Raw genomic sequence first — 21,976 nt, forward strand, 5'->3', positions numbered from 1 at the left:
GGGTAAAAAGCTCCAATGCTCAGTCTTTGAACTGGCCGACTTATGAGGGGGCGTCGACCTGCCGCGCAGACTGAACGTGTAGCTGTGAAAAATAGGTGGGCGCTGTATGAAAATTCCATATCGCCGATGGAAATTCACCGCCATGCCTTGCAGTATGGCCACCTCACCGCACTCAATCGCAGGAACCCCGGCCATGCCCGACGACATCCACTTCTACGAACCCGCCAACGGCCACGGCCTGCCCCATGACCCGTTCAATGCCATCGTCGGCCCACGGCCCATCGGCTGGATTTCCTCCCAGGACCGCGAAGGCCGCTTGAACCTGGCGCCTTACAGCTTCTTCAATGCGTTCAACTACATTCCGCCGATCATTGGGTTTTCCAGCGTCGGCCGCAAAGACAGCCTGAACAATATCGAGCAGACCGGCGAGTTCGTGTGGAACCTGGCGACCCGCCCGCTGGCCGAGCAGATGAACCAGAGTTGCGCAGCGGTATCGCCTGAGGTGAATGAATTCGAGTTGTCCGGGCTGACGCCGGTGGCTTCGAAAATCGTTGCCGTGCCACGGGTCGGCGAGAGCCCGGTGTCGTTTGAATGCAAGGTGACGCAGATTATTCAGCTGCAACGGGCCGACAAGGAACGGGTGCCGAGCTGGCTGGTGCTCGGTGAGGTGGTGGCGGTGCATATTGCCAAGTGGTTGCTCAAGGATGGCGTCTACGACACGGCCGCCGCCGAGCCGATCTTGCGTGGCGGTGGGCCGGCAGATTACTTCCAGCTGGGCCCGGAAGCCCTGTTCAAGATGTACCGCCCAGGCGCCACCAAACCCTGACTGAAATGCGATCAAAACTGTGGGAGAGGGCTTGTGTGGGAGCGGGCTTGCTCGCGAAGGCGGTGTATCAGTCGACATCTTTATCAACTGACAGACTGCATTCGCGAGCAAGCCCGCTCCCACACAAACCCTCTCCCACCTTTGGATCAGCAGTGTTATTTAGACTGTGGCAGGCGCCCAGGACAGCTGACCTTCTTCATCCACAGCAATCAACCGCTCAAGCTGCAGTGCCGCCGCATCGTCAGCATCGGACGCCGTCTTGAACTTCTGTCCATCAAGGATCTTGTGAAAGCGCGGTGCGCCCATGCCGTCCAGTGCCTTCACGGCGACGGCGGCGCTGTAGCCACCCTCTCCCGGCACTACGGCGGAAACGGCTTCGTGGTGGGCAAATTCTTTACGTGCCATGTTGCAGGTCCTGGCCAATGGAAAGTCGGCCATTCTAAACCTGATTTAGCCGGCGAGTTGCAGGTACTCGCCATAGGCGTTGGCGGCGGATGCATCGGTGAATGTTTGGAAATCCATACTGCGGATCACCATGTCGTTCAACAGCTCAGTGAAGATCATCAAGGCCGGTGAGTTGAAGTAGAGGCTCATCGCCTGCTCGCTGCTCCAGAAGCCCGAGACCAGCCACACATCGGCGTCAACCTGGGACTGCTGCAACGAGAATTGCAGGCAACCCTGAGCCTGGCGGCCCGGTTCGATCAAACTGCTCAAGCGTGCACCGAGTTCGGTGCTGCACCCGCTGCGGGCGCGGATAAAGGCCATATGGCTCGCGGGAATGGGGGTGGACATGTTCGACTCTCCCGTTGAGAAGTGATGCTCGGCAAGCACGGTGAGGGCGTGTTGCCACAGGATCAAAGATAACGGCGCGGCGCTCGGCGCGGTTAGTCGATTCCTGCCGGCTTATTGCACAATCCTGCGAGAAGCGTAGCGCGCAGGTCCGGGGCGCTGGAGAGATGAGCACCGCAGACTCAGTGTTTCAGGCAGATGACAGCCCCGCTGCTTGCCTGATTCGTGACGTATCGCAGGATCAGGCAAGGATTGTGCAGAATCGACGTAACACTTTTTGAAAAGTCGCCGCTAAGCTGAGCCCATCAAAAAAGCCTGTAGAGGACGCCCCATGTCGTCAGCTGAACATCAGTCCACGCCCCTCGATGCCGAGATGGAAAAACAGCGTGCCGAACTGGCCAGCATCGTCCACCGGCACACCTGGGAGGACGGTTCCTACGGCACCGCGATCACTTCGCTCTACCTGAACCGCCACAACACCCCACGCGACTTTATGCCGGTGCTGGTGGAGCCCGCGTTGTGCATCCTCGCCAGTGGCAGTAAGGAAGTGCGCCTGGCCGATGAAATCTTTGCCTATGACCCGCTCAATTACCTGGTGTTCTCGGTCGCCATGCCGGTCGCCGGGCGGATCATCGATGCCACGCCCGAAGACCCGAACCTGTCGGTGCGCATCAATATCGACCCGGCGCAACTCACCGCGCTGATCGCCGAAGCCGGGCCGATGGGCGTGCCGTCGCGTCCGACCGCCCGCGGCATGTACGTCGACCGCATCGACAACCCGTTGCTCGACGCGGTGCTGCGCCTGGCGCGCCTGCTGGATACGCCCAAAGACATCGCCATGCTCGCGCCGCTGATCAACCGGGAAATCCTCTACCGTTTGTTGCGTGGGCCGCAGGGCTATCGGCTGTATGAAATCGCCGTGGCCAACAGTCAGAGCCATCGGGTCAGCCAGGCGATCACCTGGTTGAACAGCAACTATGAACAGCCGCTGCGCATCGATGACTTGGCCAAGGAAGTGAACCTCAGCGTCTCGACCTTGCACCATCGGTTCAAGGCGATTACCGCCATGAGCCCGCTGCAATATCAGAAGCAGCTGCGGTTACAGGAGGCGCGCCGACTGATGATTGCCGAAGGGCTGGAAGCCTCGGCGGCGGGGTATCGGGTGGGGTATGAAAGCCCGTCGCAGTTCAGCCGCGAATACAGCCGGTTATTCGGCGCGCCGCCTTTGAGAGACCTGGCCAGACTGCGCCAAAGCATCTGATTCAATAGAGATCAAAAATGGGGGAGCGGGCTTGCTCGCGAATGCAGTGGATCAGTGAGTATATTTTTGACTGACACACCGCATTCGCGAGCAAGCCCGCTCCCACATTTTGAGCTGCGGCGTTTTTTAATCCAGGCCACGGGGTAGCTGGAGGGTCACGCGCAGCCCCCCCTCGCGCAGATTCTGCAGACTCACCTCGCCGCCATGACTGTGGGCGATATTGCGCGCAATCCCCAACCCCAGCCCGTACCCCTGCTGCTGCCCAGCCAAGCGGAAGTGCGGCTCAAACACCTGCTCCAAGCGCTGCTCCGGCACGCCCGGCCCTTCATCATCCACATGCAGGATGAACTGCGCGCCATCGTCTTCGATGTGCAAATGCGCGTTCTGCCCGTACTTCAACGCATTGTCGATCAGGTTGCCGATGCAGCGCTTGAGCGCCAGCGGCTTGCCCGGATAGGTGCTCAGCGCACGACCGTGCTGGGTCACGCGGCCGTTGCCGTTCGGCGCCAGGTACGGCTCGACCAGGCAGTCGAGCACGTGGTTGAGGTCCACCGGCTCGATGTTTTCGTGGATGTCGGTGTCTTTCACGCATTGCAGCGCACCTTTGACCAGCAACTCCAATTCATCCAGGTCGCGGCCGAACTTGGCTTGCAGGTTTTCGTCCTCAAGCAACTCCACACGCAGGCGCAGGCGTGTGATCGGTGTGCGCAAGTCGTGGGAAATAGCGCTGAACAACTGGCTGCGCTCGGTCAGGTAACGGCTGATGCGCTCGCGCATGGCGTTGAAGGCGCGGCCCACTTCGACCACTTCACTGCCGCCGCCTTCGGCCACGGGTTCGACGTCAGCGCCCAGGGACATGTCCCGCGCCGCCCGCGCCAGGCGTTTGAGCGGCCGGCTTTGCCAGTGCACCAGCAGGCCGATAAACAGCAGCAAGAAGCCGCTGGTGAGTACGATAAACCACACTTGCTGGGACGGCAGGCCCTGTTCTTCAAGGCTGGTGTAGGGCTCGGGCAGCAGCGAGGCGATGTACAGCCACTCGCCAGGGGCGAGCTGGATCTGGGTGACCAGCACCGGCGGGTTCACCGGCTCCAGGGTCAGCGCGTAATGCGCCCATGAGCGTGGCAACTCGTCGAGTTTCAAACCGGCGTTGAAGATGCGCAGGTCTTCGGCGCTGACGAATTCCACCGAGATGTGCACGTCGGCGCCCAGGGTCTGGCGCAGCACTTCATCCACCGCCTCCAGTACCGCCTGTTTGCGCGGAGTTTGCGGCAAGACCTGCATGTCCAGCGGCCGATCGTTGAGCGTCACCACGAACCGTGTGCCGCCCATGCTGCGCAATTGGTCGAGGACCAACGGGCGATAGGCCACCGGCAACGAACGGAAATAACTCACGCTGGCCGTCATCGAGTGCGCCAGGCTGCGGGCACTGGTGACCAGGCCTTCAAGCTGGGTGGCGCGCAGTTGCGAAACCCAGATCACGCTCGACAGCGCCTGGGCAAACAACACCACCAGCAAGGTCAGCAGCAGCATGCGCCCCAGCAGCGAGCGCGGTACCGGGAAGCGGCGGCGGCGTTCGCTCAGATGTTCAGTGGGCATTGCCGGCAACCACGCTGGCTGCCAGTTGATAACCGCTGCCACGCACGGTACGGATCAGCCTCGGCGGTTTTTCGGTATCGCGCAGGCGTTGGCGCAGGCGGCTGACGGCCATATCGACGATACGGTCCAACGGCATCAGGTCGCGGCCACGGGTGGCGTTGCCGATGGTGTCGCGGTCGAGGATCTGTTGCGGGTGATCGAGAAACAATTTGAGCAGCGCAAAGTCGGCGCCGGAGAGGATCACTTCTTCGCCGTCTACGTGGAACAGCCGGTGGCTGATCATGTCCAGGCGCCACTCATCGAACGCCAGCACATCGCTGCTGCCGCGTTGTTCCTGGCCGAACTGCGCACGGCGCAACAGCGCCTTGATCCGCGCTTGCAACTCGCGGGGGCTGAACGGCTTGCCGATGTAATCGTCGGCGCCCAGTTCCAGGCCGATCACACGGTCGGTTTCGTCTGAGCTGGCGGTGAGCATGATGATCGGCACCTGCGCCTGGCGCGGGTGCTGGCGGATCCAGCGGCAAAGGCTGAAACCGTCTTCGTCCGGCAGCATCACATCCAGGATGACCAGGTCGCACGGCGCCTCGTTCATCGCCTGGCGGAACCCCGCGCCATCCGGCACGCCACGCACCTGGAAGCCGGCGCGACTGAGGTAGGTTTGCAGCAATTCGCGGATTTCCTGGTCGTCGTCGACGAGGAGAATGGATTTACTGATTACGCTCACGGGGGCCTCCTTGTTGTTATGGCCAAGCTTAAGTCATTTGTTGCCCTTGAGGCCCCCTTCGCGGGCAAGCCCGCTCCCACACTTGAAGGTGTTCACACATCAGAATGTGGGAGCGGGCCTGCTCGCGAAGAGGCCATCGCTGCCTACGCAAAAGCCTGTTCAAGCGCCACGCCCGCGCCAGTCAACCCGGAATAAGGCGCCGTCACCAACCACACCGGAATACCTTTGAAATAGTCACTCATGCAGCCTTTGTCGCGAAAGCTCTTGGCGAAACCGCTGGCGATAAAGAAGTCGGCAAACCTCGGTATCACCCCGCCCACGATATACACACCACCGCGCCCGCCCGTGGTCAGCACGTTGTTGCCGGCCACGCGGCCCAGCCAGATGCTGAACTGGTCCAACACTTCCATCGCCACCGGGTCGCCGGCCAGGCCTGCGGCCGTGATGGCTTCGGGGGTTTCCAGCACCGGGGTATGCCCGTCGACGGCACAAATCGCCCGGTACAGACGCGGCAAGCCACCGCCGCTCAAGGCGGTTTCGGCGCTGACATGGCCGATTTCAGAGTAGATGTGCTGCCACAGCTGGGTCTCTCGCGGGCTGCTCAATGGCAGGTCGACATGGCCGCCCTCCCCCGGCAGCGCCGCAAAACGCCCGCCCCCCAGGTCCAGCAGCGTGCCGACGCCCAGGCCGGTGCCCGGGCCGATCACCACCGCCGGGCGCAACGGTTCCGGCGTGCCTTCGCAGACCACGCGGAATTCGCCGGGTTTGAGGCGGGTCATGCCGAGGGCCATGGCCGAGAAGTCATTGACCAGCAGCAGTTCGTCTACCTGCAAGGCCTGGCAGAAAGCCGCCCTGCTCAAGCGCCAATGGTTGTTGGTGAACTTGAATTCATCGCCACTCACGGGACCGGCCACCGACAGGCACACCGCGCCAATGTCGCCGATGTGCAGGCCTTCTTCCTTGAGGTAAACCTTGATCGCATCCTCAGGGCTGGCATAGTCCGCCGTTGCATGCACGCGGATCGAATGCAGCTCCTGATCGCGCCACAACGCAAAACGCGCGTTGGTTCCACCAATATCACCGACCAGCGCAAGCTTCACTTAAGCGTCTCCAGGGCAGAGGTAAAGGCGCTGGCGCCCTGCTCTGCGGAGCTTGCGGCCAAGCGCATAAATGCAAACAGCTCGCGACCGGCCCCCACGTTATTGCCCAGAAGGCCCGTGGCCGGCGCGCGCGCTGCAAATTCTTCGGCGTCCACCTTGAGCTCCAAGGTGCCTTTGACGCCATCCACGCGAATAATATCGCCATCACGCACCCGCGCCAGTGGCCCGCCGCTCTGGGCTTCGGGGTTGACGTGGATCGCGGCGGGAATCTTACCCGAGGCGCCGGACATGCGCCCGTCTGTCACCAACGCAACCTTGAAACCACGGTCCTGCAACACGCCGAGGAACGGGGTCATCTTGTGCAGTTCGGGCATGCCGTTGGAGCGCGGGCCCTGGAAGCGCATCACCGCGACGAAGTCTTTTTCCAACTGGCCGGCCTTGAAGGCATCGGCGAGGTCTTGCTGATCCTGGAACACCACCGCCGGCGCTTCGACGATCTGGTGCTCAAGGGCCACGGCCGAGACTTTCATCACGCCACGGCCGAGGTTGCCTTCCATCACGCGCAAGCCACCTTCCGGCGAGAACGCGCGGGCCACGGGGCGCAGGATGCTTTCGTCGAGGCTCTCGATCGGGCCGTCGCGCCAGATCAGCTCGCCGTCGACCAGGAACGGTTCCTGGGTGTAGCGGCTCAGGCCCTTGCCCGCCACGGTGTTGACGTCTTCGTGGAGCAGGCCGGCTTCGAGCAGTTCGCGGATCAGGAACGACATGCCGCCAGCCGCCTGGAAGTGGTTGATGTCGGCCTTACCGTTTGGATACACGTGGGACAGGGTCGGCACCACCTCGGAGAGGTCGGCCATGTCGTCCCAGGTCAGGATGATGCCCGCCGACATGGCGATCGCCGGCATGTGCAGGGTGTGGTTGGTCGAGCCGCCAGTGGCGTTGAGGGCAATGATGGAGTTGACGATGGACTTCTCGTCGACGATCTCGCCAATCGGCATGAAGCTGCCGTTGGCCTTGGTCAGGCGCGTGACCTGGTGCGCGGCTTCGCGGGTCAGGGCGTCACGCAGCGGCGTGTACGGGTTGACGAACGAGGCGCCGGGCAGGTGCAGGCCCATCACTTCCATCAGCAATTGGTTGGTGTTGGCGGTGCCGTAGAAGGTGCAGGTGCCGGGGCTGTGATAGGACTTCATCTCCGATTCCAGCAGTTCTTCGCGGGTCGCCTTGCCTTCGGCGTAGCGCTGGCGCACGTCGGCTTTATGCTTGTTGGAGATACCGGACGGCATCGGCCCGCCGGGCACGAAAATCATCGGCAGGTGACCGTAGCGCAGCGCGCCCATCATCAGGCCGGGGACGATCTTGTCGCAGATGCCCAGCATCAGCGCGGCGTCGAACATGTTGTGGGACAGCGCTACCGCCGTGGACATGGCAATCACTTCGCGGCTGAGCAGGCTCAGCTCCATGCCGGGCTCGCCCTGGGTCACGCCGTCGCACATGGCGGGGGTGCCGCCGGCGAACTGGCCGACCGAGCCCACTTCGCGCAGGGCCTTCTTGATCTGTTCAGGGAAATGTTCGTACGGCTGGTGCGCCGAGAGCATGTCGTTATATGACGAAACAATTGCCACGTTGGCGGCATTCATCATGCGCAGACTATTTTTATCTTCAGTGCCGCAACCGGCCACGCCGTGGGCGAAGTTGGCGCATTGCAGCTTGCCGCGCATCGGACCGTCGCTGGCTGCGCCGCGAATGAGCGCAAGGTAAGCCTCGCGGGTGGCGCGGCTACGGGCGATAAGCCGTTCGGTGACCTCAAGAACGCGGGGATGCATGTGTAGAACTCCAGGCTAACGGATGTGGCGACCTGAGTGTCTATGCTGATCAAACGCCCGCTAACCATGGGATGGCAGGGTGTCGTTTGAATCATCGGACCAGTTGATTCAGGTCACTCGTTGTAGATTGAACAAAATATTGCCACTAAAAAGGCTTGTTTTCTATTTTTATGCGAATAATCTTGTAATTCTTACAACAAATCGACGACAGGCACTTTCCAATGACTCTTCGTATCGCAATCAATGGTTTTGGCCGTATCGGCCGTAATGTCCTGCGCGCACTGTATACCCAAGGCTACCGCCAGGATTTGCAGATCGTCGCCATCAACGATCTGGGCGACAGTTCGATCAACGCCCACCTGCTCAAATTCGACACCGTACATGGCACTTTCGAAGCAGAGGTCGCCCACGATCAGGAAAGCCTGACCGTCAATGGTGACCGGATCGCTGTCAGTGCCATTCGCAACCCGGCCGAACTGCCGTGGGCCGCGCTGAATATCGACGTGGTGTTCGAATGCACCGGCCTGTTCACCGACCGCGCCAAGGCTGCCGCCCATATTACCGCCGGCGCACGCAAGGTGATCATTTCCGCACCGGCCAAGGGCGCGGACGCCACCGTCGTCTACGGGGTGAACCACGACATTCTGCGCCAATCCCACCAAATCATCTCCAACGCCTCGTGCACCACCAACTGCCTGGCGCCGGTTGCCCAGGTATTGCACCGCGAACTGGGCATCGAAAGCGGCCTGATGACCACCATTCATGCCTACACCAACGACCAGAACCTGACCGACGTCTACCACACCGACCCGTACCGCGCGCGGTCGGCCACCCAGAACATGATCCCGAGCAAGACCGGCGCCGCCGAAGCGGTCGGCCTGGTGCTGCCGGAACTGGCAGGCAAGCTGACCGGCATGGCCGTGCGTGTGCCGGTGATCAACGTGTCGCTGGTCGACCTCACCGTGCAGTTGAAGAAGGAAGCCACGGCCGAAGAAGTCAACGCGCTGCTCAAGGAAGCCAGCCAGCACTCGAAAATCCTCGGTTACAACACCCTGCCGCTGGTTTCGAGCGACTTCAACCACAACCCGTTGTCGTCGATTTTCGATGCCAATCACACCAAGTCCACTGGCAAATTGCTGAAAGTGCTGGCCTGGTATGACAACGAGTGGGGGTTCTCCAACCGCATGCTGGATAACTGCCTGGCGCTGTGCAACGCCGAATAACGGCCCAGTAGAAATCCCCACGGGAGTTGGCTTGTGTGGGAGCGGGCTTGCTCGCGAAGGCGGTGGGTCAGTCGACATCTTTATCAACTGACAGACTGTATTCGCGAGCAAGCCCGCTCCCACATTTGTCCTGCGCCAACCCTCCCAAAAGTGCTCCTTGCTATTTGAGTTGATGATAAGCATTATCATTAACTGCAAATCGGTCTGGTACCCCTGTGAGCCAATCTCGCTTCAACCAAGTCTTTATCACCCAACGGGTGATTCTGCTACGCACCTTGCAGCGGATGGTAAATAACCACAGCACCGCCGAGGACCTCTTGCAGGAAACCTACCTGCGTGTCACCCGCGCCCTCAGCGAGCGGCCGATCGACCACCTCGAACCCTTCGTCTATCAAACCGCACGCAATCTGGCGCTGGATCATCTGCGCTCACGCAGGATCCAGGCCCGTACGTTGCAGGAAGATGTCCCGCTGGATGTCCTGCAAAGCGTCGCCGCCCCCATCAGTACGCCCGAAGACGCGACCCAGGCCGAGCAACTGCTGGAACACCTGAGCGTCAGCCTCGGCCAGTTGAGCGCCCGCCAGCAGCAGATCTTCATCCTCAGCCGCCTGCACGGTTGCAGCTACCAGGAGATTGCCGATCAGTTGGACGTGTCCTTGAGCACCGTGCAAAAGGAACTGAAGTTGATCATGGCCATCTGTGTAGGTGTGGCCGAAAGGCTGGATCGGCCTTAAGCTTCACCCGATTCAGCTGTAGGAAAGATCAATAAAACGTGGCGAAGACCCGAGGAACACCGTGACGGACCCGAATAAACTGCGCCCCCATGAGCTGGCTCATGAGGTGTTGCAAGACACGGCTATGGACCAGGCCCTCGACTGGCTGATCACCTTGCAGTGCCCGCAGCCTGGGCAGCAGGCCGAGTTCCAGGCCTGGCTGGCCAGCGATCCGGCCCACGTCCACGCTTTCGCCAAGGCCCAGGCCGCCTGGGGGGGCGCGCCGGTGCACAGCGCTGCCGTCGCCCTCGCCGCGCCGCGCAAGCCGAGTGCCTGGCGCCGGCTCAAACCGCATTGGAAACCCCTGGCCACCGCCGCCGTGCTGCTGATCGGCCTGTTCAGCTTCAGCAACCTGCCGGTGCGCCTGCAAGCCGACCACCTGACCGTGGTCGGCGAGCGCCAGCGCCTGCAACTCGACGACGGCGCGAAAGTGCTGCTGAACACCAACTCGGCGTTTTCCAGCAGCATCAAGGACCACCAGCGCGTTGCCCGCCTGTATCAGGGCGAAGCGTTTTTCGAGATCGCGCCCAACCGTGGCCTGCCCCTGGAGATCGACGCCGGCCCGGTGCGCGCCAGCGTGCGCGACACGGCCTTCGCCGTGCGCTACCTCAACGGCGAGGCCCAGGTGCAAGTACAACGCGGCGATGTGGACCTGAGCAACACCGTCGACGACGCCCGTGTGCGCCTGAGCGCCGGGCAAAGCATTCGCATCGGCCCCAAGGGCTTCGGCCCACCGGCCAAGCTGGATGCAGACAAGGACCTGGCGTGGGTCGAGGGCCGGCTGATCTTTGAAAACTGCCCCATGGGCGAAGTGCTCGCCGAGCTGCGCCGCTACTACCCCGGCTGGATCGTCAATAACAACGACCAGCTCGCCAGCGTCGCCGTGACTGGCAACTACCGCCTCGACCAGCCCTTGGACGTGGTGCGCTCCCTGGCACACATCACCTCGGCCAAGCTCTCGGAATACCCCGCGCTGGTGATCCTGAACTAAATGAGAATTATTTTTACTCGATAGCCTGCGACGGTACGTCTCGTCTTAGCAAATGCAACTGATTCCTATTTGGTTCGGTTCGCAACTATAAGATTCGTACTCCGGAGCGCTCTCGATGTCCTCTCGTTTCAATCGCCGGTCTTCTTCGCCCGTCTTGTCCTTGCTGACCGCCGCCGTTCTGCTGGCCGGCGCGCCGGTGATGAGCGCCAGCGCCGCCGAACCGGCGCCACGCAGCCACGGCAACTACAACTTCAGCATCGCCCAGCAACCGCTGGTCTCGGCGCTGAATGCCTTCACCGGCGTCACCGGCTGGCAAGTCGGCCTGCCGGCGGAACTGGGCCAGGGTGTCTCGTCCCCCGGCGTACGCGGCCCGCTATCAGCGGAAAAGGCCCTGGACCAGCTGTTGGTGGGGACCAACCTGAGCTACCGCAAACTGGGCAACAACAATATCGTCCTGGAAAAGCGCGCCGCCGGCAGTACCCTCAACCTGCAACAGGTGACCATCAGCGCCACCCGCCACGAACAGGATGTGAACAGCGTCCCCAGCACCGTCAGCGTGCATGATCGCCAGGAGCTGGACCGCCTCAACGTCGGCAACAGCCGCGACCTGGTGCGCTACGAGCCCGGCGTCTCCGTCGGCGGCGCAGGTACCCGCTCCGGTAATGCCGGCTTCAACATCCGTGGCATCGACGGCGACCGCATCCTCACCCAGGTCGACGGCGTTGAAGTGCCCGATCACTTCTCCAATGGCCCCTACGCGCAAACCCGTCGCAACTACGTCGACCCGGAAATCGTCAAGCGCGTCGAGATCCTGCGCGGCCCGGCGTCAGCCCTGTACGGCAGCAGCGCCATCGGCGGCGCAGTGAGCTACTTCACCCTCGACCCGGACGACATCATCAAGCCCGGCCAGGACGTCGGCGCCCGCCTCAAGACCGGCTACAGTTCCGCCGACGAGAGCTGGCTGACCTCCGGCACCGTCGCCGGCCGCGTGCAGGACTTCGACGGGTTGCTGCACCTGAGCCAGCGCAACGGCCACGAGACCGAATCCTACGACGGCAACAATGCCACCGGCCTGGCCCGCACCGGCGCCAACCCGGAAGACGCGCGCACCACCAACGTCCTGGCCAAGCTGGGCTGGAACTACGGCGACGAAAACCGCCTGGTGCTGACCTACGAGAAGTACAAGGACGACCGCGATACAAACCAGAAAAGTGCGGTAGGCGGCCCGTTCAACACCGGCTTCAACAGCAACCTGTACCGCGCACGCTCGGGCAACGACACCATCAGCCGTGAACGCTTCGGCCTGGAAAACACCTTCGCCCTCGACGCGCCGTTTGCCGATCACATCAAGACCAGCCTCAACTACCAGGTCGCCAAGACCGACCAGAGCACCGCCGAACACTACGTATCGGGTGCGCGCAACCTGCTGCGTGAGCGCGAGACGCTCTACCAGGAAAAACAATGGATCTTCGACGCCCAGTTGGACAAAGCCTTCGCCATCGGTGACACCGACCACGTGGTGACCTACGGCACCACCCTCAAACAGGCCAAAGTCACCGGCTCGCGTACCGGCAGCGCCACCTGCCTGACCGTCAGCACCTACTGCGCGGCCGTCGGTGGTCCCAGCAGCTTCGCCTCGGACAAAGTCACACCGGCCAGCGACTTCCCGGACCCGACCATCAACACCTACGCGCTGTTCGCCCAGGACCAGATCAGCTGGGGCGACTGGACCTTCCTGCCGAGCGTGCGTTATGACTACACCCAGCTCAAGCCCAAGCTGACCGAGGATTTCCTCAACGCCACCGACCCGAACCGCATCTACGCCCACGACGACAGCGACAAGACCTGGCACCGCGTATCGCCCAAATTCGGCCTGACCTACGCCCTGACCGATAACTACACCTGGTTCGGCCAGTACGCCGAAGGTTTCCGCACCCCATCGGCCAAGGCCCTGTACGGGCGCTTCGAGAATATCCAGCAAGGCTACGTGGTCGAACCGAACTCGGACCTCAAGCCGGAAAGCAGCAAGAGCTTCGAAACCGGCCTGCGTGGCAATTTCGAATCGGGCAACTTCGACGTGGCGGTGTTCTATAACAAGTACCGCGACTTCATCAACGAAGACGCCGCGCTGCTGTCCCCCACCGGCACCGCCTTCAAGGCCAGCAACATCAAGCGCGCCACCATCAAGGGCGTGGAAGCCAAGGGACGCCTGAACCTCGACGCCTTCGGCGCGCCGCAAGGCCTGTACTCCCTGGGTTCGGTGGCCTATGCCTACGGCCGCAACGAGGACACCGGCGAGCCGATCAATAGCGTCAACCCGCTCAAGGGCGTGTTCGGCCTGGGCTACGAGCAGCAGAACTACGGTGCGCTGGTCAGCTGGACCCTGGTCAAGAAACAGAACCGTGTCGACAGCGCGACCTTCTTCTCACCCGATGGCGACACCACCAAGGCCCCGTTCAAGACCCCAGGCTTTGGCATCGTCGACCTGACCGGTTTCTACAAAGTCACAAACGACGTGACCATCAATGGTGGCCTGTACAACGTGACCGACAAGAAATACTGGAACTGGGATGACGTGCGCAGCTTCGACAGCATCGGCGAAGCCGGCGTGACCGCGCCCGCCAACATCGACCGCCTGACCCAGCCTGGCCGCAACTTTGCGATCAACCTGATCTGGGACATCTGATAGCACCCGCCTCACCTCGTCGAAATTTCATCGACGGGGTGAGGTTTTTTTACTGTGCCGCGTCTTCCTGTTCGTCTATTTGATAACGGCTCTCTTTAAGAGCAACAAGGCGCTCCCCTTCTCAAGGACTTTTCCATGACCGCTACAGCTACCGCAGAACGCCCACACCTGCGCTCCCAGCGCCTGAACCAGATCACCCACGCGCCACACGCCCAGCTTGATGCCCTCGTCAAAGCCCACGCTCCGTTCGAAACCCAGGCCAACTTCGCCCGTTTCGTGGTCGCGCAGTACCTGTTCCAGTCGGAACTGGTGGCCCTGTACACCGATGCCGAACTGATCAAGCTCATCCCAGACCTGGCCGAGCGCTGCCGTGCCGACGCCGCCAAGCTGGACCTGGCCGACCTCGACACCGAAGTGCCCGCACCCGTGGCCGGTGCGGTGAGCAACCCGAGCAAGGCCGAAGCCCTGGGCTGGCTGTTCGTGTCCGAAGGCTCCAAGCTGGGCGCCGCGTTCCTGATCAAGCGCGCGGTAGGCCTGGGCCTGAGCGAAACCTTCGGTGCCCGTCACCTGGGCGAGCCCGCCGGTGGTCGCGCCGAAGGCTGGAAGCGCTTCACCCGCACCCTCGACGCGCTGCAGTTCAGTGCTGAAGAAGAAGCCGCGGTGGAAAAAGGTGCTGTGGATGCGTTTGTACGCTTCACCGTATTGCTGGAACAGGCGTACGCTAGCGCCCCTGAACTGGCCTGACCCTTGGTTGGGATGCAATCAAAAATGTGAGAGCGGACTTGTGTGGGAGCGGGCTTGTGTGGGAGCGGGCTTGCTCGCGAATACAGTCTGTCAGTTGATAAAGATGTCGACTGGCACACCGCCTTCGCGAGCAAGCCCGCCCCCACACAAGCCCGCCCCCACATTCTGGTCTCATTTCATATTGAATCCCTGTGATACCCCCATGACCGGCAAAACCCAATCCACCTCGAAAATCGCCCGGCTCCTCTTCGGCCTGCTGGCCTACGTCAGCCTGGGCATTGGGTTGATCGCGATTGTCGTGCCGGGTTTGCCCACCACTGAATTCATCCTGCTGGCCGCCTGGGCCGCCACCAAAAGCTCGCCACGCCTCAGCGCCTGGCTGGAGAACCACCGCCTGTTCGGGCCGATCCTGTTCAATTGGCGCAACGGCAAGATCATCGCCCGGCGCGCCAAGGTCAGCGCCACCGTGAGCATGCTGCTCTGCGCCGGCCTGATGCTGGTGATGCTCGATCACGGCTGGCCGATCTACCTGGCGATTGCCGGAATGAGCCTGGGCAACCTGTGGATCTGGTCTCGCCCCGAACGACTCGCACAGCCCGTGTAACGCAGGCTGTAGGTGTTTTCCTACCGCTCATCGCCTGCTGCTCATGAATAAATTTGTTACGCCGATGTTTCAGACATAGCGCTGAAGGGACTTGGCCTGCACTGCGTGCCTTCCAACAACTCCACTCGCGAGTGAGCCTATGTTCAACACCCTCTCCATCCGCCTGAAAATCGTGCTGCTGTCCGGCCTTTGCCTGTTGGGGGTGATAGCGCTGGTCGTCAGCATCAATATCTACAACACCAACCAGAATGATCTGTTGGTCAGCGATTCAAGCTCGCGCATGCTCACCGCCAGCGTGGAACAACTGCTGCAAGCCAGGGCCGCCGAGCAAGCGGTGCAGTTGCAAAAAACCTTCGGCGACAGCCTGATGGCGCTGACCGCGCTGGCCGACCAAATCAAGGATTTGCGCATCATGGCCAGCAAGCGTGGCCTGGAAGCCGGCGCACTGCGCGAAGAAATCAACCAGAGCCTGAAAACCACCTTCGATCGCAACAGCAAAGTGCTGGGTTTCTGGCTGTCATTCGAGCCCAACGGCCTCGACGGCAAAGACAGCGAATTCGTCGATGACAAGGCGCGCGTCTCCAACGAAAAAGGGCGCTTCTCCAGCTATTGGAGCCGTGCCGGCGGTGAAGGCTTGAACACCATCATGGTCGAAGAGGACCTGAACAAGACCACCCTCACCCTCAACGGTACGCCCTACAACATCTGGTACACCTGCCCACGGGATACCCGCAATACCTGCTTGCTGGACCCGTATGAGGATACGGTGGCCGGCAAAAAGGTACTCATGACCACCATCGCCTCGCCGCTGATCGTGGAGGGCAAACTCATCGGCGTCATCGGTGTCGACATCGCCCTCACCGCCCTGCAAGCAACCGCCGACGCTGCGCAGAAGGACCTGTTCAACGGCGCAGCGCACCTGGAGATTCTCTCCAGCACCGGCCTGATTGCCGCCTACAGCGGCGAGCCGGCCAAGGTCGGCAAGAACCTGGTCGACACCCTCGGCGCCGAGGGCAAGGAAATCGTGCAGTTGCTGGCCAGTGATAAACCCATGATCCGTGAACAGGCTGACACCATCCGCGCCGTGTACCCGGTCAAGCCGATTGCCGACGCCAAAGCCTGGGGCGTGGTGATCAAGCTGCCAAAAGCGGTGATGCTCGCCGATAGCGTCAAGTTGCAAGGGGTACTCGACAACGCCCAGGCAGCCGGTACGCTCAAGGCCCTGCTGGTGGCCGCCGCCGCTGGCCTGCTGGGCTTGCTGCTGATCTGGCTGACCGCCACCGGCGTGACCCGCCCGATCAACAGCGTGGCCGCCATGCTCAAGGACATCGCCAGCGGCGACGGCGACCTCACCCAACGCCTGACCTATAGCAAAAAAGACGAATTGGGCGAGTTGGCGAACTGGTTCAACCGCTTCCTCGACAAGCTGCAACCGACCATCGCGCAGATCAAGCAAAGCATCACCGAGGCACGCGGTACGGCCGACCAATCCTCGGCCATCGCGCGCCAGACCAGCGAAGGCATGCAGGTGCAGTTCCGCGAAATCGACCAGGTAGCCACCGCCTCGAATGAAATGAGCGCCACCGCCCATGACGTCGCCAACAGCGCCTCCAATGCCGCCAGCGCGGCACGGGGCGCCGATCAGTCGGCGCGTGAGGGCATGTCGATCATCGAGCAAAGCACCCGCGACATCACCACCCTGGCCGAAGAAGTCAGCAAGGCCGTGGGCGAAGTCGAGGCGCTAGCGGTGAACAGCGAGCAGATTGGCTCCGTGCTGGAAGTGATCCGCAGCATTGCCGAGCAGACCAACCTGTTGGCACTCAACGCCGCCATCGAGGCGGCACGCGCCGGCGAAAGCGGCCGGGGGTTCGCGGTGGTGGCCGACGAAGTGCGCAACCTGGCCAAGCGCACCCAGGATTCGGTGGAGGAAATCCGCGTGGTCATCGAACGCATCCAGAGCGGCACCCGTGGCGTGGTGGCGACCATGCATTCGAGCCAGAGCCAGGCCCAGAGCAATGCCGGGCAGATCCATCAGGCGGTGCAGGCGCTGGGCAAGATCAGCGATGCGGTGACGGTGATCAGCGACATGAACCTGCAAATCGCCAGCGCCGCCGAGCAACAGAGTGCGGTGGCCGAAGAGGTCAACCGCAACGTCTCGGCGATCCGTACGGTGACCGAGACACTCACCGGCCAGGCCACCGAGTCGGCGGCGATCAGCAGCCAACTGAATGCATTGGCCAGCCAGCAGATGAAATTGATGGATCAGTTCAGGGTTTAGTCCCCAACCCCAAGAACAATGGCCCCCCCTGTGGGTGCGGGGCTTTTGTGGGAGCGGGCTTGCTCGCGAAGGCGGCGTGTCAGTCAATTCATCTCTGACTGATCCACCGCCTTCGCGAGCAAGCCCGCTCCCACACAAGCCCGCTCCCACATTTAGATCACGTTGGTCTTAATGACCCGGCCAGGCTTGGACAAACGCCGCCACATCTTCCTTCGCCGCCGTACGCGGCGGGTTCTGCGGCGTACCCAGATAGAGGAAGCCAATCACTTGCTCATCCGCCGTCAGCCCCAAGCCTTTGGCCACATGCGCCGAGTAGGACAATTCGCCGGTGCGCCACACCGCGCCAATCCCCTGGGCGTACGCCGCCAGCAAAATGCCATGGGCCGCGCAGGCCGCCGCCAGCAATTGTTCGGACTTGGGCACCTTGAAGTGTTCCTGCAAACGCGCAATCACCACCACCACCAACGGCGCACGCAGCGGGCCGTTCTGGGCCTTGTCGATCAGCGCTTGCGGGGCGTCGGCGTCTTGCAGGCGTGCCGCTTCGGCCAGCAACGTGCCCATCTGCTCGCGAGCGGCGCCTTCGACGGTGAGGAACCGCCAAGGGCGCAACTGGCCGTGGTCCGGCGCGCGCATGGCGGCGGCGAACAACACCTCGCGCTGCTCCTGGGTCGGCGCAGGTTCCAACAATCGCGGCACGGAAACACGGTTGAGCAAAGCGTCGAGAGCCTGCATTGGCCACCTCCAGAAAAAAATGTGCGGTCATTCTAGCGGGAATGCAGCACCACCCACCAAACGATAATTGCTCTTATTCATTCGGCCCTGCCCTGTTAGACTTTGCGACCTTATTTTTGCCCGCCGTTCAGGAAATTCGATGTCCCGTTGGCTTTTTCCCGTGTCCGCTGCTTGGTTGGCCTTGAGCCTGACCGCCTGCGACGACGCGCCCAGGTTTACCAAGGCCGAGCCGGGTGAATCACGGGCGGGCGGCGCTGCGACCGTGAACAAGCGCGACCAGAACGCGTTTTCCCTACCCTCGGCCAACCTGTCGCCTACACGTCGCCTGGATTTCAGCGTCGGCAATAGCTTCTTTCGCAGCCCCTGGGTAATCGCGCCGTCCACCACCACCGCGCGTGATGGCCTGGGCCCGCTGTTCAACACCAATGCCTGCCAGAACTGCCATATCAAGGACGGTCGCGGCCATCCGCCGTTGCCCGACGCGGCCAACGCGGTGTCGATGCTGGTGCGCCTGTCGATCCCCGATGCGCCAGCCTACGCCAAGCTGATCGAGCAAGCCGGCGTGGTGCCCGAGCCCGTCTACGGCGGCCAATTGCAGGACATGGCAGTGCCCGGCGTCGTGCCGGAAGGCAAGGTGCGGGTCGACTACACGCCGGTCAACGTGACGTTCAACGACGGCACGGTGGTCGAGTTGCGCAAGCCAAACCTGCAGATCACCCAGCTCGGCTACGGCCCGATGCACCCGGACACACGTTTTTCCGCGCGTATCGCCCCGCCGATGATCGGCCTGGGCCTGCTCGAAGCCATCAGCGACGCCGACATACTGCGCAACACCAGCGCGGACACCGCTGACGCAGACGCCATCGTCGGCCGTGCCAATCAGGTCTGGGATGACGCGCAACAAAAAACCGTGCTCGGGCGTTTTGGCTGGAAAGCCGGGCAACCGAACCTCAATCAACAAAATGTTCACGCGTTTTCTGGTGATATGGGCCTCACCACGTCCCTGAGACCCTTTGATGACTGCACCGATGCCCAAGTGGCCTGCAAACAGGCGCCCAACGGCGATGGCCCGGATGGCGAACCGGAAGTCAGCGACAATATCCTGCGCCTGGTGCTGTTCTACACCCGCAACCTCGCCGTGCCGGTGCGTCGCGACGTCGACACGCCGCAGGTACTCGCCGGCAAGAACCTGTTCTACAGCGCCGGTTGCCAGGGTTGCCACAAACCTGCGTTCACCACGGCCGCCAATGCCGCCGAACCTGAACTGGCCAACCAGGTGATCCGCCCCTACAGCGACCTGCTACTGCACGACATGGGCGAAGGCCTTGCCGACAACCGCAGCGAATTCAAAGCCGGTGGCCGCGACTGGCGCACCGCGCCGTTGTGGGGCATCGGCCTCACGCAGACCGTGAGTGGCCACACCCAGTTCTTGCATGACGGCCGCGCCCGCAACCTGCTGGAAGCCGTGCTGTGGCACGGCGGTGAAGCACAAGCGGCGCAGCAGCATGTGTTGTCCTTTAATGCCGAGCAGCGCGCTGCGTTGCTGGCGTTCCTGAATTCTTTATAAGCTTCGCCCCAATTACAGAAGGGAGCTCGACATGTTCCGTCCCAAGTTGTTGTTCACCAGCCTGGCCGCCCTCGCCCTGGGCGCCTGCTCGCCGCAAGACCCGCAAGCCGTGACCTCGGCGGCCATCGCCAAGCAAGTGATCCTGCCGACCTACAGCCGTTGGGTCGAAGCCGACCGCCAGTTGGCCGTCAGCGCCCTCGCCTACTGCCAGGGCAAACAGAGCCTGGACACCGCCCGCGCCGATTTCCTCCACGCGCAAAAAGCCTGGGCCGAGTTGCAACCGCTGCTGATCGGCCCGCTGGCCGAGGGCAACCGTTCGTGGCAGGTGCAGTTCTGGCCAGACAAAAAGAACCTTGTCGGCCGTCAGGTTGAACAACTCGTGACCGCCCAGCCGCAGATCGACGGCGCCGCCCTGGCCAAGTCCAGCGTGGTGGTGCAAGGCCTGTCGGCCTACGAATACATCCTCTATGACGCCAAGACCGACCTCGCCGACGAAGCGCAAAAGGCCCGTTACTGCCCGCTGCTGGTGGCCATCGGCGAGCGCCAGAAAGCCCTCGCCGAGGAGATCCTGGCGAGCTGGAACAGCACCGACGGCATGCTCGCGCAGATGAGCAAGTTTCCGAACCAGCGTTACGCTGATTCCCACGAAGCCATCGCCGATCTGCTGCGCGTCCAAGTGACCGCACTCGACACCCTGAAGAAGAAACTCGGCACGCCGATGGGCCGCCAGACCAAGGGCATCCCGCAGCCGTTCCAGGCCGATGCGTGGCGCAGCCAGTCGTCCCTGCAAAGCCTCGAAGCCAGCCTCGCGGCGGCCCAGACCGTCTGGGTCGGGGTCGACAACAAAGGCCTGCGTGGCCTGCTGCCGTCCGACCAGAAGCCATTGGCCGACAAGATCGACGCCGCCTACGCCGCGTCTCTGAAACTGTTCGCCAGCAACCAGCGCAGCCTCAACGAGCTGTTGGGCGATGACGCCGGGCGCCAGCAGCTCAACGACCTCTATGACAGCCTCAACGTCGTGCACCGCCTGCACGAGGGGGACCTGGCCAAGGCGCTGGGTATCCAACTGGGCTTCAACGCCAACGACGGTGACTGATGATGCTCAGGCGACAGGCTTTGGCCGTTGGCAGCGTGCTGCTCAGTGCTCTCACGCTAGGGGGCTGGACGCTGTTCAAAAGCAAGGACAAGGGCCCGCTGCTCTTGTCAGCGCGGGATGATGGCGACGGCAAGCACTACGCCGTAGGATTTCGCCTGGACGGCAAGCAGGTGTTTGCCACCCAGGTCGGCCAGCGCTGCCACGACATCATCAACCACCCGACACTGCCGATTGCACTGTTCGTCGCCCGTCGCCCGGGCACCGAGAGTTACCTGATCGATTTGCGCGATGGCACGCTGCTGCAGACCATCACCTCCCATGCCAATCGTCACTTCTATGGCCACGCGGTGATCCACAAGAGCGGCGACTGGCTGTATGCCACCGAGAACGACACGTCCGACCCCGGCCGTGGCTTGCTCGGAGTGTACAAATTCGAAGGCGAGCGCCTGGTGCACAGCGGCGAGATATCCACCCACGGCATCGGCCCGCACCAGGTGTCATGGATGCCAGACGGTGAAACCCTGGTGGTGGCCAACGGTGGCATCCGCACCGAAGCCGAAAGCCGTGTGGAAATGAACCTCAACGCCATGGAGCCCAGCCTGGTGCTGATGCAGCGCGACGGCACGCTGATCAGCAAGGAAACCCTCGGCCAGCAAATGAACAGCGTGCGCCACATGGGGATCGCCAGCGACGGCACCATCCTCACCGGCCAGCAGTTCATGGGGCCATCCCAGGAGCGTTCCGAGCTGCTCGCGATCAAGCGGCCGGGGCAGCCGTTCGTGGCGTTCCCGGTGGCCGACGAGCAGTTGCAGGCCATGGGGCACTACACCGCCAGCGTTGCCGTGCACAGTGAATTGCGCCTGGTGGCGTTGACCGCACCGCGTGGCAATCGCTTCTTTATCTGGGACATGGACAGCGGTGCACTGCGCCTGGACGGGCCGTTGCCGGACTGTGCCGGCGTGGGTGCGGTGGCCGACGGCTTTGTCGTCACCTCCGGCCAGGGACGTTGCCGCTTCTACGATTGCCGCCAGACGCAATTGGTCGCAAAACCCTTGGAATTGCCGGCAGGGCTCTGGGATAACCATCTGCATCTGGTCTGACCCGCGCAGCCTGGAGGGGGCCAGCACTGGCCCCATTACCTGTCAGGTTTACCGGCTGGAAAC

Annotated in this window: 19 protein-coding genes; 12 read left to right on the forward strand and 7 right to left on the reverse strand. The window is 62.4% G+C overall.

Features of this window, described 5'->3' with window-relative positions; genetic code table 11:
- Positions 1-193 precede the first annotated feature (193 nt).
- Entirely contained in the window at positions 194-826 is a 633-nt protein-coding gene (locus tag LIY36_RS16075) for a flavin reductase family protein (RefSeq protein ID WP_192299478.1), read from the forward strand.
- A 159-nt stretch (positions 827-985) separates the two neighbouring features.
- On the opposite strand, the gene LIY36_RS16080 is transcribed toward LIY36_RS16075, so the two are convergent.
- Both LIY36_RS16080 and LIY36_RS16085 read right to left on the reverse strand, forming a co-directional pair.
- Positions 986-1,264, reverse strand: a complete 279-nt coding sequence (locus LIY36_RS16080) for a hypothetical protein (protein ID WP_192299479.1) — start codon at positions 1,262-1,264, stop codon at positions 986-988.
- 12 nt (positions 1,265-1,276) lie between these two features.
- Positions 1,277-1,618 carry an antibiotic biosynthesis monooxygenase family protein gene (locus LIY36_RS16085; RefSeq protein ID WP_192299480.1) on the reverse strand — a complete coding sequence of 114 codons (342 nt, stop codon included), beginning with the start codon at positions 1,616-1,618 and terminating at the stop codon, positions 1,277-1,279.
- A 328-nt stretch (positions 1,619-1,946) separates the two neighbouring features.
- Here LIY36_RS16085 and LIY36_RS16090 point away from each other — a divergent pair, with 328 nt between their 5' ends.
- On the forward strand, positions 1,947-2,876 hold the full coding sequence (locus LIY36_RS16090) for an AraC family transcriptional regulator (RefSeq protein ID WP_192299481.1): 930 nt from the start codon (positions 1,947-1,949) through the stop codon (positions 2,874-2,876).
- 126 nt (positions 2,877-3,002) lie between these two features.
- Here the strand turns inward: LIY36_RS16090 and LIY36_RS16095 are convergent, their stop codons facing one another.
- The 4 genes from LIY36_RS16095 to edd all read right to left on the reverse strand — a co-directional run bounded on the left by LIY36_RS16095 (position 3,003) and on the right by edd (position 8,119).
- Entirely contained in the window at positions 3,003-4,472 is a 1,470-nt protein-coding gene (locus LIY36_RS16095; RefSeq protein WP_192299482.1) for an ATP-binding protein, read from the reverse strand.
- Positions 4,462-5,196, reverse strand: coding sequence for a response regulator (locus LIY36_RS16100; protein ID WP_192299483.1), 735 nt, complete (start codon positions 5,194-5,196; stop codon positions 4,462-4,464). The genes LIY36_RS16095 and LIY36_RS16100 overlap by 11 nt, the downstream gene beginning before the upstream one ends.
- Before the next feature lie 143 nt (positions 5,197-5,339).
- Entirely contained in the window at positions 5,340-6,296 is a 957-nt protein-coding gene (locus LIY36_RS16105) for a glucokinase (RefSeq protein ID WP_226456273.1), read from the reverse strand.
- Positions 6,293-8,119: a phosphogluconate dehydratase gene (gene edd / locus LIY36_RS16110; RefSeq protein ID WP_226456274.1), complete on the reverse strand. Its 1,827-nt coding sequence runs from the start codon at positions 8,117-8,119 to the stop codon at positions 6,293-6,295. Before edd ends, LIY36_RS16105 begins: the two co-directional genes overlap by 4 nt.
- 221 nt (positions 8,120-8,340) lie before the next feature.
- Here edd and gap point away from each other — a divergent pair, with 221 nt between their 5' ends.
- The 7 genes from gap to LIY36_RS16145 all read left to right on the forward strand — a co-directional run bounded on the left by gap (position 8,341) and on the right by LIY36_RS16145 (position 17,418).
- Positions 8,341-9,342 (forward strand): type I glyceraldehyde-3-phosphate dehydrogenase, encoded by a 1,002-nt coding sequence (gap, locus tag LIY36_RS16115; protein ID WP_192299486.1) that lies wholly within the window; start codon positions 8,341-8,343, stop codon positions 9,340-9,342.
- Positions 9,343-9,557: 215 nt separating this feature from the next.
- Positions 9,558-10,076, forward strand: a complete 519-nt coding sequence (locus tag LIY36_RS16120; protein ID WP_226456275.1) for an RNA polymerase sigma factor — start codon at positions 9,558-9,560, stop codon at positions 10,074-10,076.
- A 61-nt stretch (positions 10,077-10,137) separates the two neighbouring features.
- Positions 10,138-11,106, forward strand: a complete 969-nt coding sequence (locus LIY36_RS16125; RefSeq protein WP_226456276.1) for a FecR family protein — start codon at positions 10,138-10,140, stop codon at positions 11,104-11,106.
- Between the two features lie 115 nt (positions 11,107-11,221).
- Positions 11,222-13,792, forward strand: coding sequence for a TonB-dependent receptor (locus LIY36_RS16130; protein WP_226456277.1), 2,571 nt, complete (start codon positions 11,222-11,224; stop codon positions 13,790-13,792).
- Positions 13,793-13,927: 135 nt separating this feature from the next.
- A complete protein-coding gene (locus LIY36_RS16135; protein WP_192299490.1) occupies positions 13,928-14,536 on the forward strand; it encodes a biliverdin-producing heme oxygenase in 609 nt (202 codons plus the stop codon).
- A gap of 202 nt (positions 14,537-14,738) precedes the next feature.
- A complete protein-coding gene (locus LIY36_RS16140) occupies positions 14,739-15,140 on the forward strand; it encodes a YbaN family protein (RefSeq protein WP_226456278.1) in 402 nt (133 codons plus the stop codon).
- A 139-nt stretch (positions 15,141-15,279) separates the two neighbouring features.
- Positions 15,280-17,418 carry a methyl-accepting chemotaxis protein gene (locus LIY36_RS16145; protein ID WP_226456279.1) on the forward strand — a complete coding sequence of 713 codons (2,139 nt, stop codon included), beginning with the start codon at positions 15,280-15,282 and terminating at the stop codon, positions 17,416-17,418.
- A 168-nt stretch (positions 17,419-17,586) separates the two neighbouring features.
- Here the strand turns inward: LIY36_RS16145 and LIY36_RS16150 are convergent, their stop codons facing one another.
- Entirely contained in the window at positions 17,587-18,150 is a 564-nt protein-coding gene (locus LIY36_RS16150; RefSeq protein ID WP_226456280.1) for an NAD(P)H nitroreductase, read from the reverse strand.
- Positions 18,151-18,289: 139 nt separating this feature from the next.
- Here LIY36_RS16150 and LIY36_RS16155 point away from each other — a divergent pair, with 139 nt between their 5' ends.
- Genes LIY36_RS16155 through LIY36_RS16165 form a run of 3 tightly spaced genes read left to right on the forward strand, consistent with a single transcriptional unit; the run spans position 18,290 to position 21,913 of the window.
- On the forward strand, positions 18,290-19,717 hold the full coding sequence (locus LIY36_RS16155) for a di-heme oxidoreductase family protein (protein ID WP_226456281.1): 1,428 nt from the start codon (positions 18,290-18,292) through the stop codon (positions 19,715-19,717).
- A gap of 31 nt (positions 19,718-19,748) precedes the next feature.
- The gene (locus tag LIY36_RS16160; protein ID WP_226456282.1) at positions 19,749-20,813 is read left to right on the forward strand and encodes an imelysin family protein; all 1,065 of its coding nucleotides are present in this window, start codon (positions 19,749-19,751) and stop codon (positions 20,811-20,813) included.
- A gap of 2 nt (positions 20,814-20,815) precedes the next feature.
- The gene (locus LIY36_RS16165; protein ID WP_226456315.1) at positions 20,816-21,913 is read left to right on the forward strand and encodes a DUF1513 domain-containing protein; all 1,098 of its coding nucleotides are present in this window, start codon (positions 20,816-20,818) and stop codon (positions 21,911-21,913) included.
- Positions 21,914-21,976: the final 63 nt, after the last annotated feature.

Origin of the sequence: Pseudomonas sp. AF03-9, from assembly GCF_020515815.1 — a bacterium.
GTDB lineage: Bacteria > Pseudomonadota > Gammaproteobacteria > Pseudomonadales > Pseudomonadaceae > Aquipseudomonas.

Bases quoted from the DNA above. Each gene is read 5' to 3' on its own strand.
- LIY36_RS16155 (WP_226456281.1), top strand. From the start codon at position 18,290: ATGTCCCGTTGGCTTTTTCCCGTGTCCGCTGCTTGGTTGGCCTTGAGC.
- LIY36_RS16150 (WP_226456280.1), bottom strand. From the start codon at position 18,150: ATGCAGGCTCTCGACGCTTTGCTCAACCGTGTTTCCGTGCCGCGATTG.
- LIY36_RS16095 (WP_192299482.1), bottom strand. From the start codon at position 4,472: ATGCCCACTGAACATCTGAGCGAACGCCGCCGCCGCTTCCCGGTACCG.
- LIY36_RS16140 (WP_226456278.1), top strand. From the start codon at position 14,739: ATGACCGGCAAAACCCAATCCACCTCGAAAATCGCCCGGCTCCTCTTC.
- LIY36_RS16075 (WP_192299478.1), top strand. From the start codon at position 194: ATGCCCGACGACATCCACTTCTACGAACCCGCCAACGGCCACGGCCTG.
- LIY36_RS16080 (WP_192299479.1), bottom strand. From the start codon at position 1,264: ATGGCCGACTTTCCATTGGCCAGGACCTGCAACATGGCACGTAAAGAA.
- edd (WP_226456274.1), bottom strand. From the start codon at position 8,119: ATGCATCCCCGCGTTCTTGAGGTCACCGAACGGCTTATCGCCCGTAGC.
- gap (WP_192299486.1), top strand. From the start codon at position 8,341: ATGACTCTTCGTATCGCAATCAATGGTTTTGGCCGTATCGGCCGTAAT.
- LIY36_RS16145 (WP_226456279.1), top strand. From the start codon at position 15,280: ATGTTCAACACCCTCTCCATCCGCCTGAAAATCGTGCTGCTGTCCGGC.
- LIY36_RS16165 (WP_226456315.1), top strand. From the start codon at position 20,816: ATGCTCAGGCGACAGGCTTTGGCCGTTGGCAGCGTGCTGCTCAGTGCT.
- LIY36_RS16090 (WP_192299481.1), top strand. From the start codon at position 1,947: ATGTCGTCAGCTGAACATCAGTCCACGCCCCTCGATGCCGAGATGGAA.
- LIY36_RS16160 (WP_226456282.1), top strand. From the start codon at position 19,749: ATGTTCCGTCCCAAGTTGTTGTTCACCAGCCTGGCCGCCCTCGCCCTG.
- LIY36_RS16085 (WP_192299480.1), bottom strand. From the start codon at position 1,618: ATGTCCACCCCCATTCCCGCGAGCCATATGGCCTTTATCCGCGCCCGC.
- LIY36_RS16135 (WP_192299490.1), top strand. From the start codon at position 13,928: ATGACCGCTACAGCTACCGCAGAACGCCCACACCTGCGCTCCCAGCGC.
- LIY36_RS16130 (WP_226456277.1), top strand. From the start codon at position 11,222: ATGTCCTCTCGTTTCAATCGCCGGTCTTCTTCGCCCGTCTTGTCCTTG.